The following is a 13,713-nucleotide window of genomic DNA, read 5'->3' on the forward strand; positions in this document are numbered from 1 at the left end:
CGCCGTACACCGGCCTCCTGCCCCGCCCGGCCCTGCGGGCGCCGGGGCCGTACCGGCGTCCGCCGACGGATGAATTCGCCCATGGCAGAACGCCACCGGCAGCCTGCCCGGCGCCGGGCTCCTAGGGTGAAGAGGTGAGCAGCCACGCGCCGAACCAAGCCCGTGTCCTTCCCCTGCGCCCGGTGGCGGCCGTTGCCGCGCCGGCTCCGGGGGACGGGACGAAAGAGCCCCTGTGGCGGGATGTCGTGGGAGACGTCCTGCGCCGCGAGCGCCTCGCGCAGGAGCGCACGCTGAAGGATGTGGCCGACACGGCCAGAATCTCGATGCCCTACCTCTCGGAGCTGGAGCGCGGCCGCAAGGAAGCCTCGTCCGAGGTCCTGGCGGCCGCCGCCCGCGCACTCGGTCTCGGCCTAGGCGATCTGCTCGCCCTCGGCCAGCGCGAACTCGCCCGGCTCAGCCCGCCGCGGCCGGGCGGGCCACGGACCGCGCCCGCGTCCCCGGCGCGCGGTCCGGGCTCGGGACGGCCTCCCGCGCGCACCGGCGAGAACGGTGCCGACGAGAACGGTGCAGGGGTGCCGGTGGCGGAGCTGAGTCCCCGCCGCACGGCGGCGTCCCCGGCCGTGTCCCTGGCCGAGACCCCGGCCACAGCCTCGGTGGCTTCCTCGGTCGCTTCCTCGGTCGCTTCGTCGGTTTCGTCCCCGGCCGTGTCGCAGACCGTGTCGCCGGTTGCGTCCCCGGTCTCGCGGCAGGGTGAAGTGCGGCTGGCTGCCTGAGGGTTCAGCACCCGGCCCGAAGGAGCCCGAGAGGGCCGTACGGAGCGCGGCTCACGCCCCGTACGGCCCTCCCTGCCCGCAGGCCCCGGGTCCCTGCCCCCGCCCCGCTCCCTGTTACGCGACTGCGTTCCGGCGGCTGAGCACCTGGTCGGCGAGCCCGTACGCGACGGCTTCGCGGGCGGTGAAGACCTTGTCGCGGTCCATGTCGGCGCGCAGCTGGGCGAGTTCGTGGTGGGTGTGCCGGGCGAGCACCTCCTCGACCTCCGAGCGGATCCGGAGCATCTCCTTCGCCCGCAGGCTGAGGTCGGACACGGTGCCCTGCTGGCCGCCGCTCGCAGGCTGCCCCAGCAGGACCCGTGCGTGGTCGAGGACGAACCGCCGCCCGGGGTCCCCGCCGGCGAGCAGCACCGCGGCGGTCGAGGCCGCCTGTCCGACGCAGAAGGTCGAGATGGGTGAGCTGACGAAGGTCATCGTGTCGTAGATGGCCATCAGCGAAGTGACCGATCCGCCGGGTGAGTTGAGATAGAGGGAGATCTCGGTCTCCTGGCTGGACGACTCCAGGTGCAGCAACTGCGCGATGACGACGTTGGCCACACCGTCGTCGATCTCGGTGCCGATGAAGATGATCCGCTCGGAGAGCAGCCGGCTGAAGACGTCGTAGGACCGCTCCCCCTGCGGGGTGCGCTCGACGACGTTCGGAATCGTGTACTGGCCCATGTCCAGTGCGTACCGGTCCATTTCAGAGCCCCGTCCGTCGCCGGGGGCCGGCCGGGCGGACGTCGTCGAGCGACTCCACGACCCGGTCCACCATGCCGTACTCCTGGGCCTGCACCGCGGTGAACCAGCGGTCGCGGTCACCGTCGCGGGAGATCGTCTCCTCGCTGCGGCCGGTGTGCTCCGCGGTGATCCGCTCGATGGCCTTCTTGGTGAATTCGAGGTTCTCGGCCTGGATGGCGATGTCGGCGGCGGTCCCGCCGATGCCGGCCGACGGCTGGTGCATCATGATCCGCGCGTTCGGCAGGGCGAAGCGCTTGCCGCTGGTACCGACGGTGAGCAGGAACTGGCCCATGCTGGCGGCGAATCCCATCGCGAGCGTGGAGACGTCGTTCGGGATGAGCTGCATGGTGTCGTAGATCGCCAGTCCTGCCGTCACCGAGCCGCCGGGGCTGTTGATGTACAGGCTGATGTCGGTCTTGGGGTCCTCGGCCGACAGCAGGAGCAGCTGGGCGCAGACCCGGTTGGCCGACACCTCGTCGACCTGGGTGCCCAGGAGGACGATGCGCTGCATCAGGAGCTGTGCGGCCAGGTGGTCGTCGAAGCGGGTGGCGGGTGTGCTGTCGTCGTCGGTCGCGCGGGGGGCGAGTGCGGTGCCCCAGCCAGTAGGGGGAGTTGGCATCGGTCCTCCTTGTCGGGGCGCGGGACTCCTGCTCCGCGCTCTGCCCCCACTGTCGGCCCGATGGCGGCGCCTGCCGGGGTTTCTCGGCCCGCAGCAGATTCGCTGACGGCAGAGCCCGCCCCCGGGCCCGCGGTCGGCTGCGGGCCCGGGGGTGCACGGGACCCGGACTCGCACGCGGTGGCGGAACGCACGGTGGCGGGGACCCACGTATGTGCCGTGGGTCCCCGCCACCGGTACCGGCCACGAGTCGAGCGATCGATACCCTTCCGGACCGCCGGGCCTCCGGCCAGTCGGTCAGTCGGCTGCCGGAATCCTCCCGGCCTCCTGCTGGCCGAGCGACGGCAGGTAACGCCCGATCAGCAGCTTGTACAGACCCGCGCCGAGCGCACCGCCGATGAGCGGCCCGACGATCGGCACCCAGAAGTAGAAGTTGCCGTACTGATCTCGCCATGCCGTGTGATAGCCGGTGATGAAGCTCGCCAGCCGGGGGCCGAAGTCGCGGGCGGGGTTGATGGCGTACCCGGCGTCGGCGCCGAACGCCATCCCGATGGCGACGATGAGCAGACCGATGAGCAGCGGCCCCAGGTTGGCGCCGGGCGGGTCGTTGAGCAGGTCGGTCAGTGCGAACAGCACGAACAGCAGGATCGCCGTGCCGAGGATCTGGTCGCGCAGCGCCCCCCACTCGCTGACCGGCAGGTTTCCGTTGCCTGGCAGCGTGGAGAAGACGAACTGCGACTTGAACGTGTGGCCGGGGTCGAACTTGGCCAGCACTTCGGTGTAGTTCCACCGTACGAGCAGCGCGGCGGCGAAGGCACCGGCGGTCTGCGCCACGATGTAGGGGGCGACCTTCGCCCAGGAGAAGCCGCGGAAGAGGGCGAAGGCGAGGGTGACCGCGGGATTGATGTGGGCCCCGCTGATCCGGCCGGCGACATAGACACCCAGGGTGACGCCGAGGCCCCAGGCCCAGGCGATGCTGTCGTGGTCCCCGAGGCCGGCGGCCACGACCTGCGCCACTACCCCGCATCCGAACAGGATGAGGATCAGGGTGCCTGCGAACTCGGCGGACAGTTCAGCGACCAGACCCGTTCTCTTTGCGCCTTTTGACATGGACACCTGCCTCCAGACAATGCGGGCTGAGACGTACGGCCGGCGGCACGCAGGGGCAGGGGGCGGCAGACTGACGCACCGTACGACCGAAGGACGCACACCGGCATACCCCATACGACGTGCAGCAGCGCACCGGCGCAAGCTGTGGCGCGCGACCGGGTGTGACGGCCCCCGAAGGGGCATCACCCGGACGGGTGCCTCCGGTCCGGCGTCGACGGCACCAGCGGCACCGACGGCACCCACCGAGCCCACACTTACCCACTCTTGACGCGAACACGTCGAGCTGAAATGGTCTGGACCAAGTTGGTGGAGACCACTGACGCCGTTGCACCCCGCGGTTCCCTCCGCCACAAGGCGGTCGGCACCGCTCCCCTTCGCGCCTCTCGGCCCCACCCGCGAGAGGCCGGCCTGTACGTGCCCGGCCCCCCACAGGCCGGGCGCGTCGGGAAGACCTGATGTGAAGGAGTTCTCATGCACGCGAAAAGGAAGACAGCCGCGATCCTCGGCGCGATCCTCGCGCCCGTACTCGCGCTCAGCCTGCCCGTCGGCTCCGCGAGCGCCCACGGATACATCTCGTCGCCGCCGAGCAGGCAGGCACAGTGCGCCGCACACACCGTCAGCTGCGGTGCCATCACCTATGAGCCCCAGAGCGTGGAGGGGCCCAAGGGCCTGCAGAGCTGCAGCGGCGGGAACGCCCAGTACGCCGAGCTGGACGACGACTCCAAGGGCTGGGCCGTCACACCGGTCTCCTCCACCACGGAGTTCAAGTGGACGCTGACCGCCCAGCACGCCACCAGTACCTGGCAGTACTTCGTCGGCGGCCAGAAGATCGCCGAGTTCGACGACCACGGGGCGAAGCCCGGCGCGACCGTCACCCACTCGGTGAATTTCGGCGGCCTCAAGGGCCAGCAGAAGGTCCTGGCGGTCTGGAACATCGCGGACACCAGTAACGCCTTCTACACCTGCATCGACGTGAACGTCGGCTGACACGGACACCGCACCGGCGCGGGCGGGCCCAGTCCAGGACGGTCCGGGGCCCGCCCGCGCCGGACGGCGTACGTGATCCGCCGGGAGCTGTGAGCACCGGTACATCTCCCGCGGCCGCCGCTGGGTACAAAGGCAGCGGAGGGACCGATGCCGTGAACGTGAAGTACAAGCGAGACCGCGCGGGGCGGGGCGGGCTCGGCCAGCTGCTGCGATGGTGGCGAACTGCCAGCGCTTCCTGGTCGTCGGTGAGCTGCCTGCGGGTCACGATCGTCTTCCTACCGGATCCGCCCCCAGGCGGATCCGGATCGGCAGGCTGTCAGGACGGCACGGCGGGGCAGCTGGTGCCCCGGCGTGGCACTGCAAGGTCGATGAGGTAGCTGTCCACGGCGTCCTCCATACACGGGCCGCTGGTGACGCTGCCGTGGCCATGACCCTCGTAGGTGAGGAGCACGCCGCTGCGGCCGAGCTGCCGGGCCACCGAGACCGCCCACGGGTAGCCGGTGGCGGGGTCGTGCAGCGCGTTGGAGACCAGGACCGGCGGGGCACCGTGTGGGTCCAGGCGGTGCTGCGGGTTGGCGGTCGGCGCGCCCAGACACGCCGCTGCCATGTGTATCGGCAGCAGGTAGGGCAGGTCAGGCGCGGTCGTGTTCATCGTGGCGACGAGTGAGGCGTACTCCTGGTAGTCGCGCACCGGCAGGTGCCAGTCGGAGCAGAAGACCGGGGTGGCCGAAGGCAGCGACGCTATCGAGGTGGGCGACGCGGGCAGCGGCTTGCTCGCGTCCATCCCCGCGATCGCCGTGGCCAGACCCGCGTAGCCGGCCTGGTAGAAATTCCGGAACGCGATCTTGTTGACCAGGTCCGAAGAAGACAGCGAGCTGCCCGGCTTCGCCGGGTCCTCCAGCTCGCCGCGCCCGGCCCGGGCCAACAGGCCCTGCCAGACGGCGCGGACGTCGCGGGCGTGCAGCGCGCACTCCGCGGCACCGTCGCACCACTTCACGAACTCCTGGAATGAATCCTCTGCGGTGGCCGCCTCTGACTGCAGGAAGTCACGGGTGGTCGGGACGCTGTGGTCCATGACGCTCTCCAGCACCATCGCGCGCACGCGGCGCGGATAGGTCTCGGCGTACTGTGCCCCGAGCAACGTGCCGTACGAGCTGCCGTGGAAGGTCAGTTTCCGCTCGCCGAGGGCGGCCCGGAGGGCGTCCAAGTCCCGGACCGTCTGGCCGGTGTCAAGGTGGTCGAACACCGGTCCGGTACGGGCCCGGCAGTCGGCACGGAGCCGCCTGTTGTACGCCATGGTGGCGTCGAGGTCCGCCTGGCTCTTCAACTCCGGTGACGGCCGCTCGGCAAGCAGGTCGCCGGAGCAGGTCACCGGGTTGCTGCCGCCCACGCCGCGCGGGTCGAAGCTGACGATGTCGAAGCTGCGGCGGACCTCGGGGCTGAACCGGCTGATACCGCGCACCACCATCTCCACACCCGAGTCGCCCGGCCCGCCGGGCCCGAACACCATCGAGCCGACGCGTGCGCCGGGGTCGGTGGCCTTGCGGCGGGCCACGGCCAGGCCGAGTCTCGGCCCGTCCGGGTGGGCCCAGTCGACCGGCACCGTAAGAGTGGCGCACTCGGCTCCCGGATTCGCCGGGTCGTCACACGGTGCCCATCGCAGGGCCCCGCTGGCAGACGGCGACGCGTGGACCGCGGGAGCGGCGGCGAGGCCGGTGACGACGGCCATGGCGGCTCCCACCACCATGGCCGTGCCCGGCGCGGCGATGCGCCGCAGTGCGGATCTGCCCCTTAACGGCACGGATCCTCCTCGTGAAGAGAGCGGTTGTGTCAGACGCGCGAGCCGGCCGGGGCACCGTCGTCACGTTAGGTGCGCTGTCGCCCATGTGGTGTCCCTGTCAGGGGTTTTTCCGGGTCGGGTCGGGGACCACTCAGGGGCGACCGGGGTGCACGGCGAAAACCGGTCAGGGCCGGGTCAGGGGAAGGGATCCGTCGTGCGAGCCGGTAGCCGGTGGCAGCCTGGCCTCATACAAGGCGGCGAACCGACCGTTGGGAACGGCACGGTGATGTTTCCTCGGGTTCGGATTGGCGGGGGCTGCGTGGGAGGGCATCGTCCTCGGATTCAGGGGGTGGTGAGGTGCCGGGCAGTAGACCGTCGCGGGTCAAGATCAGAACAGCGTGCGCAGAAGGTAGTCAGTGGTCTGGCTGACCAAGCCAGTGATCAGGCTGCTGACGGTGATGCCGATCAGGGCCAGTCGTTCGCGTCGGGTGAGCGGGCGATTGGGCACGAGAGCTCCAGGGATAGTGGTGACGCATCAGATGACGCGCTCACTACCGTGCTCGTGGGCTGGGGCCTGACGACGAGTTGCGATGACGCCTCCGGCAGCCCGCCCCGACGGGCTCGTCGCAACTCGTCGGGCGGGGCAGCGGGCTGAGTGATGATGATGCGATGAGTTGTGACGAAAGACGTGCCAAGAGGTAGCCAACGGCGTATCGAGCGGCCGGCGACACCCCCGGGCGCCTTACGGGACCTCAAGGACATGCTCTATCGACTGTACGTAGAGGCCATGGCACCGCCTGTTGCCCGAATTGCCGGGTTGATAGCCGACAGTGACCTCCCCGGCATGCCATCGAAGGACACAGTGCATCGCATCATCGGCGGCTCCGATGTTCCGCCGAGCCAGCCCGATACCGTCGCCGTCGCAGCGGTTCTGGCGCGGCAGGCCGGCTGGGACATCGACGATACGGTGATGCGCGTCCGCGCACTGTGGGTGGCCGCACAGCTCGTTGCCCCTCTGGGCGATGAGATCGAGAGCCTCGACCCCTTTGCGCTGGGCGTGAGCCGTTCCATCAGCATGGAACAGAGCCCGCCACTTCCGTCACTGCCCTACTTCGTGAAGCGCGCCCAGGACCAGTGGCTCGGTGGGTTCGCGGACGGCACAGAGCGCGGACACAGCGCCATGGTGACGTTGGTCGGAAGTTCAGGGCTCGGCAAGTCCCGGTCCCTACAGGAGTTCTTACGCCGGCTTCCCACAGGGTGGCGTCTGTGGCATCCCTACGACCCGACCCGACCGCAAGCGGCCCTGGAGCACATGGCACAAGTCGGACCCAGAACGGTCGTCTGGCTCGATGACGCGCATCACTACCTCCACGATCCGGGCGCCGAAACCGCCGAACGCGTCACCGCGGGTATCCGCACACTGCTGTGTGATCCCCGCCGCGGCCCCGTGCTCGTCCTGGCGACGCTATGGCCGCACATCTGGGAGAAGCTCACGACCCGCCCCGAGGCCTGGCGCTCGGACTGCTACGCACAACAACGGGAGCTCCTCACGTCGATCGGGCACCACTGGTTTGTCCCACGAGCATTTCTCCCAGAGGAGATCGAAGCGGCAGCGCACTCGGATGATCCTCGGTTGGCTCTCGCGGCGCGCACGGCCCGCGATGGGGAGATCACCCAACTACTGGCAGGCTTCCCGGAACTCAAGTCCCGCCACCGCGCCGCTCCCCCACCAGCGGCCTGTCTCATCCGTGCTGCCCAGACCTACCGTCGGCTCGGCCACAGCACCTTGCTCTCCGCAGTCATGCTGGAGGAGACCGCACTGGAGTTGCTGACCGATCGAGAGACGGCCTACCTGACCGAAGACTGGGCACAGGAAGCTTTCTCGTACTGCGCGCAGCCGTGCCGCGGAGTTCCCGGACTGCTGATGCGCACGCGCGGCGGCAAGCAGGACGGCCGTACCTACTACAGGCTCAGTGAATACCTGGATGAATCCGGCGGGTTCGACTCCGCTTCGGTCCCTGAGGTCTTCTGGCAGGCCGCCGCCCGCCACGCCGCTCCTACGGATCAACTCCATCTGGCGTCGACAGCCAGGGCCCAAGGCAGCCTTCATCACGCTCAGTCGCTCGCTGAGTCTGCTGCCGCAGCGCAGCCGGAGGCACGCCGGTTTCTCGCGCGGCTGCGGATGGAAGCGGGTGATCTCTATGGAGCACAACGCCTCTACCTGGAACTCGCCGAATCGGGGGACACGACGGCACTGCCGCCACTGGTACGGCTCGCGCTGATCGCCGGGGATCTTCCCGGCGCCTCGCGTATGGCTGCTGCGGCCGTAACAGCCGGCCACGCGAATGAACTCGTCATCATGGCCATGGAGTACCACCAGACCGATCCCGGCTGGGCCACTTTCCTGGCAAACGCAGGCTCGGCCGAAGATGCCCGCGGCCATGTCGTGCTCGGTCTGATAGCGCTGGAGGCAGGGAACGAAAAAGTGGCCCACGAGCACTTCGACACGGCTGGGGAACTCGGTCTTCCTCCCAACGGGCTGACCGAAGCTGACGTGGATCTCCTCACCCGCGGCGCCCGTCTTTTCACCGAGACAGAGCCACCCAGTAATTCGCTGTAGGACAGACCCCCTTGAAGGCTGGGGGCTCCCTGTCCTACTCCTCGAGCGGACCGCTCGGGCCCGCCATCGACGCGATAGCCCCCCATCCCGCCCCGGCCCGGACGTAGCGCTCCGACGCGAGAGAGGCCGGCTCTGGTGCGTCAGCCGGTCTCCGGGCTCGGCGGGGTGATGCCGGCGGTGGACTGTCCGGGGTTGCCGGGGAGCTTCGACAGGAAGTGTTCCGCTGCGTCCTGCACTCTGGCGCGGTCGCCTGTGGCCAGAAGGTCGAGGAGCAGGCCGCGGATGGTCGCGATGACGAGGGTGGCTTCGCGCTCGGCTGTCGCCGGGTCGACGTGCGGTCCTTGGGTGTCGCGCAGGGACGTCATCCAGTCGTCGACGACGTGGCTCAGGAAGTCGGCGTACGACTCGGTTGACTGCAGCGCGCGCCCGTAGGCGGCGAAGAACAGGCGGAACTCGGCGTCCCGCGCCGGGGCGGAGGTTCGCTCCCAGACCGCCCGTGCCGCGCCGGCGAGCCCGCCCCCGTCCGGTGTCGTGCCGGTGGCTTCGAGGATGCGCTCTCGCAGGCGCCCGAGCACGGCCTGCAGCATCCGGTCCTTCGATCCGAAGCGGTGCACCAGCGTGGTGGGCGATACGTCCAGAGCGGCGGCGACAGGCCGCCAGGACAGGTCGTTGAAGCCGTGCTCGACCGTGTAGTCCACCACACGGTCGAGCAATTCGGCGCGTCGCTCGTGGTCCACGGGCCGCCCTGCCATCGCTGTCTCCTGCCTGGTCCGATTTGACTTAATAGAACGACCGTACAAAGAATAGTGGTAAGGAGCAAACCGCGTCATCGCACAGGGATGGCGCCGCCCCCGTTTCGAGGAGGAGTCGCCCTATGGCGCGAGTAGTTGTTTTCGACGAGACCGGCGGCCCGCAGGTTCTGCGCGTCGTCGAGGAGTCGGCCGGCGACCCGGGGCCCGGGGAAGTGCGGGTCAGGATCGAAGCGTTCGCCGTCAACCGGCTCGACGAACTCACGCGCCGCGGCGTCTCCCCCGCGCCGATCCGTCTCCCGCACGCCCGGCTGGGCTGCGAGGGGACGGGGATCATTGACGCGGTCGGCTCCGGCGTCGAGGGCCTCGGCGTCGGCGACGCCGTTCTGATCACCGCCGTGCCGGACATGACGTCCAACGGCACCTACGCCGACTTCACCGTTCTGCCCGCCGCCCGGGTCATCAAGCGCCCGGCGGGCCTGGACCCCGTCAAGGCGGCAGCTCTGTGGGTCGCCTACTCCACCGCCTACGGCGCCCTCGCGGAGAAGGCCGGGATGAGGCCGGGCGACCACGTGCTGATCACCGCTGCGTCCGGCACTGTGGGCCTCGCCGCCATCCAGATCGCCAACCAGATCGGCGCCGTGCCCATCGCGGTGACCCGGCACACGGCGAAGAAGGCTGAACTCCTTGCCGCGGGCGCCCACGCCGTTGTCGCCACCGACTCGGAGAAGATCGCCGAGGCCGCCTACTCGCACACCAACGGCACGGGCGTCGACATCATCCTCGACTCCGTCATGGGCCCCGGCCTCGCCGACCTGGCCAAGGCCGCCAAGCGCATCACCGGCACCCTCGTCACCGTCGGCTGGCTCGACCCGCGCCCCGCCCCCTATCCGTCGAACGCGATCACCACCCACCGCTACATGAGCTTCGAGCACACCCTCGACCCCGCGGCCGTGCGGCGCATCGCGGCGTTCCTCTTCGCCGGGCTCCGCACCGGTGCGCTGAACCCCACGGTCGACAAGGTGTTCGCGCTGGACGAGATCGGCGAGGCTCACCGGTATCTGGAGAGCGGCCAACAGGCTCTCGGGAAAATCGTCGGAGTCACCGCCACGGCTGCCTGACCGTCCGGACGCCCGCTCGCAGTGGACCGTTCCAACTGCCCGCAGGTGCCATCGCGGCATCACGGCATCACGGCTTGTGCAGGTCCCGTTGGGACCGGCCACAGGGGTTCAGGACCGCGTTGTCGGCGTACTTGGTCACCGTGCGCCGCCGCGTACGGCTGCACGATCGGTGTGACACCTCGGGTGTGCCACGTCGTCGTGCGGAGCGACCATTGCTCAGAGTGCGAAAGAAGCTTTCGCCCTCACAGCCACGCTCATCGCCGCAGAAAACCGATCGCCCATAGGACACTGCCGTGTCCATACCGGTCGCGGACACGCCCACCGGCCAAGCCCCTTCCGCGCAGGCTGGTACGGGGTAACTGCTTCCTACTCGGGCCGGCCGTCGGCGAGCCACTGGGCGAGGCCACGCAGCCCGACCGCCCACCGTCCGAGGTCGGTGACCTCGGCGTGCCCGGTGACAACGGTCAGCAACTCGGCCACCGCCTTGTCCGACTGCCGGGCGTCGTTGAGGGTCAGCGCCCGGAAGACGCGTACGGAGTCCGAGTCGGGGAACTCCCTGCGGGCGCGGTCGAGTACCGCCAGCGACTCGCCCAGCTCGCCCAGCCACCTCAGGGTGCTGGCGTACTGGCACAGGCACCGGCGCAGCACGTCACCGTCGAGGCCGAGGGCGAGCGCCCGCTCGTAGTAGCCGCGGGCGGTCTCCTCCTGGCCCGCCGTGTCGTAGGCGCCACCCACCTCGTAGACGAGGACTGGGTGGTCAGGGTGTTCGGCAAGCAGAGTCTGGAAGTAGGCGATCGTCGGCGCCATGTTCGCCCGGTCGCGCCGGTCGTAGCCACGCTGGATCGCCTCGGCCAGTTCGGGCGTCACGTCGGTCATCCCTGCTGCGCCCCCATACGTGCGGGTCCCAAAATCGGCTCACCATAACGCAGCCTCGTCCGTGACTCAGCCCCGGTAGTCGAAGACCAGCATGCTGCCCGGGTTCTGGGAATCGCGTTCGCGGTGGACGATCGTGACGTGGTGGCCCGCTCCCTGGTCCATCTGCTGCTGGGTCTCCTGGGTGAAGCAGTCCGTCGCGGCGTCGCCCTGCGTTTCGACATAGGGGAGGCCGGAGAAGGCCAGGACGCCGGCGGCGGCGACTGCTGCGCGCTGGAGCTTGCGCATTTTTTTCTCTCCTTTACGTGCGTACGTTCATTGGTGCGTGTGCGCCGCTGCGGCGCACGGGTCCGCTACTCGCGGAGCGCTGCTGGATCGGATCGGCCCGCAGTCGGCCGGAGTCGTGTCCGGCCGCAGACTCGATGGCACGCGGTCAAAGTTCGGCGACACGGGACAACAGCGACCCGCTGTCCTGTGTCACCCAAACCTTGAATGAGTGTCATCGAAGGTTGAGTAGCGAACCCCCTGGTTCGGCGGGGCTAACCGAGACATGAGTCAAAGGGGCAACGGGATGGATAGCGCCGCCATGAGGACAAGGTTTGTCACGATTCTCGTGGTCCCTCGCCGTACTTGAGGGCGATACCCGCGCCGTTCTGCCGGCGGCAGAACAACGGCCGGACCGGGCTCGACGATCACTAGAGTCCAGCCTCATGACGACGATTATGGCGCGTACGGTCGAGTACCCGGCCGACGGCCTGACGATGCTCGGGTACCTCGCACTTCCGGCCGGTACCGGCCTCCGGCCCGCAGTGCTGCTTGGACCAGAGGGCACGGGGCTCAGCGACGTCGAGCGCCGCCGGGCCGACACCCTCGCCGAACTGGGGTACGTGGCGCTTGCCTTCGACATCCACGGCGGACGCTATTTGGGCGACCCGGAGGAGATGCTGGCCCGTTGCATGCCGTTGCTCGCCGACCCCGACCGGATGCGGGGCATCGGCCACGCGGCGCTCGATGTGCTACGCGCCGAACCGCGGACCGACCTCGACCGGATCGCCGCTGTCGGCTACGGCACCGGCGGCGTGATCGCGCTGGAACTCGGGCGCGACGGAGTCAACTTGAGCGCGATCGGGACCGTCAACGGGCTGACCACCGGCCGACCGGACGAGGCGGCGCGCATCCGCTGCCCGGTGTGGGCCGGGGTCGGGTCGGAAGACCCGATCATGCCGCCTGCGCAACGGGACGCGTTCACGGCCGAGATGCAAGCCGCGGGCGTCGACTGGCGCCTCGTGGTCTACGGCGGCGCCTTGCACGCCTTCCACCACCCGCCGGTCGACCACACCGTGCGCCCCGGCGTCGGATACCACCCGCGGCATGCGCAGCGAGCCTGGCATGACATCGTCGACCTGCTCGCCGAGTGCCTGCCCGTGACGGAGCGCTGACCACGCGCCGAGTCGCATCAAGATCAACTCACTGCCCCGGCGCGTATCTCGGCTCAACCCCTGCGGGACCCGCCGTCGGTCGCTACGTACATGGCCTCTGACCTACGCGCTCCATCTTCGATGACACAAACTCGCGTCCATCAAGCCGCCTCCAGTAGCTGTCCGCGCGCATTGCCGCCCGCCCCTACCGGTGGACACCGACCGGGACTACCCCGGCCGCACGGATGGCGCTCCGTGCGGCCGCCAAGAATCTGGTCGGCGCGAGCATGATGGCATCACCGACCGGCAGGCGCGCGTTCCGCGGTTTCTACGCGACGCGGTTGCGGAATTCGGGCGCCGTCCGACGATGCGCGAGATCGGAGACGCCGTCGTCCTATCGAGCACATCGTCTGTGAACTACCAGCTGCGGCGCTCGGCGGCCCTCGGCCTCGTCCCGCGCATCACGGAGGGATGGCAGCCGTACGGCTGAGGTGACCGCTGGACAGAGGGGCGTCGCCGGGGCGAGCCACGTCAACAACACCGCAGGGCAGTACGCCTAGTGCCGCGTCAGGCAACGTTCGCCCCGTTTATGTCTGTGAGCCGAAGCACCAGAGTTGTCACTGAGGCTGACTTGTTGTCACCGACCGGTGTGACGTTGACCGACCGGCAAATGGTTCACTCGAGGCGTCGAGTGGTGGGGCGGCCATTCCAACGGCAGCGGCTTCTCGTGCCGTAGTCGTCCATCAAACGAGCGTGTGCGCTCGGCCACCCAGCGCTTGCCGGCCTGGGCGGGGGCGGCGACGCCCTTGCGGCGGTGCCGCGGTCCTCAAGGACGTAGAGCCGGTCGTCAACCTGCGCGCCGCTCACGCGCAGGCTGTCGTTCTCGTTG

At 69.4% G+C, this 13,713-nt stretch carries 12 protein-coding genes and 1 pseudogene; 6 read left to right on the plus strand and 7 right to left on the minus strand.

The genetic code is table 11. From position 1 onward, the window contains the following. Positions 1-134 precede the first annotated feature (134 nt). A pseudogene (locus tag OG510_RS03050) lies at positions 135-509 on the plus strand (helix-turn-helix domain-containing protein); the annotation flags it as partial. 378 nt (positions 510-887) lie between these two features. Here OG510_RS03050 and OG510_RS03055 read toward each other — a convergent pair. The 3 genes from OG510_RS03055 to OG510_RS03065 all read right to left on the minus strand — a co-directional run bounded on the left by OG510_RS03055 (position 888) and on the right by OG510_RS03065 (position 3,276). Further along, complete coding sequence (locus OG510_RS03055) at positions 888-1,490, minus strand: ClpP family protease (protein WP_164260611.1); 603 nt, start codon at positions 1,488-1,490, stop codon at positions 888-890. Between the two features lie 22 nt (positions 1,491-1,512). After that, positions 1,513-2,169, minus strand: coding sequence for an ATP-dependent Clp protease proteolytic subunit (locus OG510_RS03060; protein WP_406135083.1), 657 nt, complete (start codon positions 2,167-2,169; stop codon positions 1,513-1,515). 294 nt (positions 2,170-2,463) lie between these two features. After that, positions 2,464-3,276, minus strand: a complete 813-nt coding sequence (locus OG510_RS03065; protein WP_406135084.1) for an MIP/aquaporin family protein — start codon at positions 3,274-3,276, stop codon at positions 2,464-2,466. Between the two features lie 471 nt (positions 3,277-3,747). On the opposite strand from OG510_RS03065, the gene OG510_RS03070 reads away from it, so the two are divergent. Continuing rightward, entirely contained in the window at positions 3,748-4,263 is a 516-nt protein-coding gene (locus OG510_RS03070; RefSeq protein ID WP_406135085.1) for a lytic polysaccharide monooxygenase auxiliary activity family 9 protein, read from the plus strand. Between the two features lie 316 nt (positions 4,264-4,579). On the opposite strand, the gene OG510_RS03075 is transcribed toward OG510_RS03070, so the two are convergent. Beyond that, positions 4,580-6,010, minus strand: coding sequence for an alpha/beta hydrolase (locus tag OG510_RS03075; protein ID WP_406142286.1), 1,431 nt, complete (start codon positions 6,008-6,010; stop codon positions 4,580-4,582). Between the two features lie 877 nt (positions 6,011-6,887). On the opposite strand from OG510_RS03075, the gene OG510_RS03080 reads away from it, so the two are divergent. Next, positions 6,888-8,663 carry a hypothetical protein gene (locus OG510_RS03080; RefSeq protein WP_406135086.1) on the plus strand — a complete coding sequence of 592 codons (1,776 nt, stop codon included), beginning with the start codon at positions 6,888-6,890 and terminating at the stop codon, positions 8,661-8,663. A 140-nt stretch (positions 8,664-8,803) separates the two neighbouring features. Here OG510_RS03080 and OG510_RS03085 read toward each other — a convergent pair whose 3' ends face one another. Beyond that, on the minus strand, positions 8,804-9,415 hold the full coding sequence (locus OG510_RS03085) for a TetR/AcrR family transcriptional regulator (RefSeq protein ID WP_406135087.1): 612 nt from the start codon (positions 9,413-9,415) through the stop codon (positions 8,804-8,806). A 122-nt stretch (positions 9,416-9,537) separates the two neighbouring features. On the opposite strand from OG510_RS03085, the gene OG510_RS03090 reads away from it, so the two are divergent. Beyond that, entirely contained in the window at positions 9,538-10,533 is a 996-nt protein-coding gene (locus tag OG510_RS03090) for a zinc-dependent alcohol dehydrogenase family protein (protein WP_406135088.1), read from the plus strand. Positions 10,534-10,899: 366 nt separating this feature from the next. On the opposite strand, the gene OG510_RS03095 is transcribed toward OG510_RS03090, so the two are convergent. Together OG510_RS03095 and OG510_RS03100 are read right to left on the minus strand one after the other, a co-directional pair. Continuing rightward, on the minus strand, positions 10,900-11,409 hold the full coding sequence (locus OG510_RS03095; RefSeq protein WP_406135089.1) for a tetratricopeptide repeat protein: 510 nt from the start codon (positions 11,407-11,409) through the stop codon (positions 10,900-10,902). A gap of 66 nt (positions 11,410-11,475) precedes the next feature. Further along, on the minus strand, positions 11,476-11,694 hold the full coding sequence (locus OG510_RS03100; protein WP_406135090.1) for a hypothetical protein: 219 nt from the start codon (positions 11,692-11,694) through the stop codon (positions 11,476-11,478). Positions 11,695-12,116: 422 nt separating this feature from the next. Here OG510_RS03100 and OG510_RS03105 point away from each other — a divergent pair, with 422 nt between their 5' ends. Both OG510_RS03105 and OG510_RS03110 read left to right on the plus strand, forming a co-directional pair. After that, positions 12,117-12,845, plus strand: coding sequence for a dienelactone hydrolase family protein (locus tag OG510_RS03105; RefSeq protein WP_406135091.1), 729 nt, complete (start codon positions 12,117-12,119; stop codon positions 12,843-12,845). A gap of 190 nt (positions 12,846-13,035) precedes the next feature. Next, a complete protein-coding gene (locus OG510_RS03110; protein ID WP_406135092.1) occupies positions 13,036-13,314 on the plus strand; it encodes a hypothetical protein in 279 nt (92 codons plus the stop codon). The last annotated feature ends 399 nt before the right edge of the window (positions 13,315-13,713 follow it).

The sequence above is a fragment of the Streptomyces sp. NBC_01089 genome, assembly GCF_045162975.1.
GTDB lineage: Bacteria > Actinomycetota > Actinomycetes > Streptomycetales > Streptomycetaceae > Streptomyces.